Raw genomic sequence first — 3,879 nt, forward strand, 5'->3', positions numbered from 1 at the left:
GGGTACGGCTGCGGGGGCGGGCACGGCGCCGGGGACCGAGGCGGTCGCGGGGACGGGAACACCGGCGCGGGCCAGGGCTGCGGCGGCCGGGGGACCGGACCGCGTTCCCGAACGGAACCCGGTCCCCGGGCTGGACCGTGTCCCCGACCTCGTCGCCCGTGCGCGAGCGGCCGGGGTCGACGTGTCGGTCCGTGTCGACGGGGACCCGACGGCGATCGGCGGCATCGTCGACCGCAACGCCTTCCGGATCGTGCAGGAGTCCGTCACCAACGTGATGAAGCACGCGCCAGGCCAGCGCGCGACGGTCGAGGTCCGTGTCGGCCCGGACGTGGTCGAGCTCGTGGTCGAGGACCGCCCGCGACCGGACGCTCCTCCGCGCGCCGATCCGGCTGCGCAGCCCTCGGTCCGGCTCGGCGACGCCGGCAACGGGCTCATCGGCATGCGCGAGCGGGCCGACGCGGTCGGCGGGACGATGACGGCAGGACCGCTGCCCGGCGGTGGCTGGCGGGTCGCGGCACGCCTGCCCCGCCCGGCCGACCGCGCCGCGCTGGCTGACCGCGCTGCGCTGGTGGACCGACCCGGGCCGGCCGACCGCGCTGCGCCGGCCGACCGCGCTGCGCCGGCCGACCGCGCTGCGCCGGCCGACCGCGCTGGGCTGGCGGACCGACCCGCGCCGACCGATCACGCTGCGCCTTCCGACCGCCCCGCCCCGAGACCCGAGGACCGAGCATGAGCGACGCGACCGCCACCGCACCGATCCGTGTCGTGCTCGTCGACGACCAGGTGCTGATCCGCGCCGGCCTCCGCGCACTCGTCGACGCCGAACCCGGGATGACCGTGGTCGGGGAAGCGGGCGACGGCGACACCGCGGTCGACCTCGTTGGCCGGGAGCGCCCGGACGTGGTGCTCATGGACATCCGGATGCCGGGGTCGGACGGGCTCGACGCCACGCGACGCATCGGAGCCGATCCGGACCTCGGTGCGGTGCACGTGGTGATCCTGACGACCTTCGAGGAGGACGCGTACGTGTTCGAGGCGATCCGCGGCGGGGCGGCGGGGTTCCTCGTGAAGGACACCGAGCCCGCCGAGCTCCTCCGGGCGATCCGGACGGTGTACGCGGGGGAGTCGCTGCTGTCCCCGGGGGCGACACGGTCCCTCGTCGCCGCCTACGCGACGCACGCGAAGCCGTCCGCCCTCGCGCCGGCGCTCGACGTGCTGACGGAGCGGGAACGACAGGTGATGCAGCTCGTCGCGCTCGGCCTGACGAACGCCGAGATCGCCGAGCGCCTGTTCGTCAGCCCGATGACCACGAAGACCCACGTGTCCCGCGCGATGATCAAGCTCGGTGCCCGAGATCGGGCGCAGCTCGTGGTCTTCGCCTACGAGACGGGCCTGGCGACACCCGGCTGGCAGCCGTGACCGCGGAGGTGCGAACCGCAGCGACATCGGCGAGCACGCCCGAGGTCCGCGTCACCCGCCGCCCTCGCAGACCTCCCCGAGAGCGCCGCGGTGCTCGGCCCTCGTGTCGACGAGGGGTGAGCGACGAGGTCACCGCACCCGCACCGCGCTGATCGCCAGGTGCGGCCGCACACCGGCGTCGGCCCGTTCCTCGACGTCGACCACCGCGAACCCCGCCTCCTCGATGACCGCCGCGAGCCGGCCGGCGGGCCACCGCCAGGCCCTGGTCACGGCGTGGTCGAACGGCTCGAGGGCATGGCCGGAGAACGCCCCGACGAGCAGCCCGCCGTGGTCGGCCGTGACGCGGCGGAACTCCGCGAGGGCGTCCGGCACGGCCTCCGGGTCGTGGTGGACGAGCGAGTACCAGGACAGCACGCCACCCGCACTCCCGGCTCCGAGGCCGGTCGCCTCGAGGGTCGCGACGCGGAACGACACGTCCGGCGCGGACCGTCGGGCGATGTCGACGAACCGCGGCACGACGTCGAGCCCGACGACCCGGTGCCCGAGTCCGGCAAGGTGTGCGGTCCAGTGTCCCGGCCCGCACCCGGCGTCGACGAGCAGACCGTCGCACGCGGCCGCCCACGACTCGACCCGGGCGCGGTCCGACGGGTGCACGGCCGCCATCGATCCGAGCGCCGCCGCGTACTCCTCCGCCCGCCGGTCGTAGGCCTGCCGCACCCGCTCGTCCACCCGGTCGTCCACCCGACGACCGTACCGACCGCGACGCCCGGTCGGTGTCCGCTCGCCCACACTGCTCCCGGCCTCAGCGCACGAGAACCGCTCGCCGGGCCTCAGCGTACGAGAACCGCCCGCAAACCGCAGCGCACGAGAACCCCGCAGGCCTCAGCGCACGAGAACCCCCGCAGGCCTCAGAGCTTGAACGTCGCCCGCGGGATGTCCGACACGATCCGCCGCGCGGTCACCACCGCGTCCTCCTCGCTGATCTGGTGCGTGACGACGAGCGACGCCAGGTACGCCGCGTCCGCACGCCGCGCCATGTCGTGCCGTGCGGGGATGGAGCAGTACGCCCGGGTGTCGTCGATGAAGCCCGAGGTCTTCGTGAACGACGCCGAGTCGGTGACCGCTGCCCGGTAGCGCCCGATCGCCGCGGGGGTGTCGATGAACCACCACGGCGCACCGGCGTACACGGCGGGGTAGAAGCCGGCGAGCGGCCCGATCTCGCGCGAGAACACGGTCTCGTCGACGGTGAACAGCACGAGGTGGAAGCCGGGCTCGGTGCCGAAGGCCTCGAGCAGCGGCCGGAGCGGCTCGGTGAACGCCCCGACGGTGGGCAGGTCGTGTCCGGTGTCGGGGCCGAAGCGTTCGAGGGTCGGGCGGTGGTGGTTGCGGAGCACCCCGGGGTGCAGCTGCATGACGAGGCCGTCCTCGACGCTCATCTCGGCCCAGCGGTACAGCATGTCGTGGCGGTACGCGACGGCCTCGGCGGCGGTCACGCGGTCCGGCCCCTGCACCGCCGCGGTGTGGATGCGGGCGCGCTCGGCGGCGGACAGCGGGGCGGAGCCGGCGTCGAGGACCCCCGTGTCGGTCGCGGTCGCGCCGCGCTCGACGAAGTACCGGCGCCGCGCGCGCAGCGCGGCCAGCAGGCCGTCGTGGGTGCCCGTGTCGATGCCGGCGGCCTCCCCGACCGACGCGACCACGCGCCTCCAGTCCGGCCCGGAGGGGTCGAAGACCGCGTCCGCGCGGAACGTGGGGAGGACGCGACCGGTGAACGTGGGGTCCGCTGCGAGCCGCGCGTGCGCGGCGAGGTCGTCGGCGGGACCGTCCGTGGTGGCGAGCACCTCGATGCGGAAGGCGTCGAACAGGGCGCGCGGCCGCATGCGCGGCTCGGCGAGCAGCGCGGCCATCCGGTCGTACTGGTCGTCCGCGTTCGCGGCCGACGGCTGCTCGGTCAGCCCGAACACGTCGTGCAGCTCCGTCTCGAACCAGTGGCGCACGGGGGTGGCGGTGAAGTCCTCCCAGTGTGCGGCCAGCGTCCGCCAGATCGCGCGGCCGGGAGGCACGGCGTGCGTCCCGGAACGGTCCTCGCGTCCCAGCGCCTCCAGTCCGACACCGTTCGCGTGCAGGAGCCGCAGGACGTAGTGGTCGGGCGTGACGAGCAACGCGGCGGGGTCGGGGAACGGCTGGTCGTCCGCGAGCAGCGCGGCGTCGACGTGTCCGTGGTCGGCTGCGACGACATCTTCGGAGCGGACTTCTGCAACCCGCCCCTCACGACGATGACGTCACCCATCGAGCGGGCCGGGCAGGTCGCGATCCGGATGCTGCTCGGTCGACTCGGGGCGCCCCCGGCGGACGGCGCGGGCGACGAGCACACGGCCTCGGCCGTCGCGCTCCCGACCCACCTGACCGTGCGGGAGTCGACCGGCCCCGCACCGGGTGGCGGACCCTGACCGGTCCCCCGAC

At 75.1% G+C, this 3,879-nt stretch carries 4 protein-coding genes and 1 pseudogene; 3 read left to right on the forward strand and 2 right to left on the reverse strand.

Annotated elements, in window-relative coordinates:
• Positions 1-733, forward strand: a 733-nt coding sequence (locus tag BEP24_RS15965; RefSeq protein WP_366556889.1) for an ATP-binding protein, incomplete at its 5' end; no start/stop codon positions are given.
• Positions 730-1,419, forward strand: a complete 690-nt coding sequence (locus BEP24_RS15970) for a response regulator transcription factor (protein ID WP_065965121.1) — start codon at positions 730-732, stop codon at positions 1,417-1,419. The genes BEP24_RS15965 and BEP24_RS15970, both read left to right, overlap by 4 nt.
• Positions 1,420-1,548: 129 nt before the next feature.
• Here BEP24_RS15970 and BEP24_RS15975 read toward each other — a convergent pair whose 3' ends face one another.
• Complete coding sequence (locus tag BEP24_RS15975) at positions 1,549-2,160, reverse strand: class I SAM-dependent methyltransferase (protein WP_253181733.1); 612 nt, start codon at positions 2,158-2,160, stop codon at positions 1,549-1,551.
• Between the two features lie 167 nt (positions 2,161-2,327).
• Positions 2,328-3,617, reverse strand: coding sequence for a glucuronate isomerase (gene uxaC / locus BEP24_RS15980; RefSeq protein ID WP_083230443.1), 1,290 nt, complete (start codon positions 3,615-3,617; stop codon positions 2,328-2,330).
• On the opposite strand from uxaC, the pseudogene BEP24_RS15985 reads away from it, so the two are divergent.
• Positions 3,618-3,866, forward strand: a pseudogene (locus BEP24_RS15985) (substrate-binding domain-containing protein); the annotation flags it as partial.
• Positions 3,867-3,879: the final 13 nt, after the last annotated feature.

The sequence above is a fragment of the Curtobacterium sp. UCD-KPL2560 genome, from assembly GCF_001705035.1.
GTDB lineage: Bacteria > Actinomycetota > Actinomycetes > Actinomycetales > Microbacteriaceae > Curtobacterium.

Coding starts and splice junctions, on each gene's coding strand:
- BEP24_RS15970 (WP_065965121.1), top strand. CDS start 730: ATGAGCGACGCGACCGCCACCGCACCGATCCGTGTCGTGCTCGTCGAC.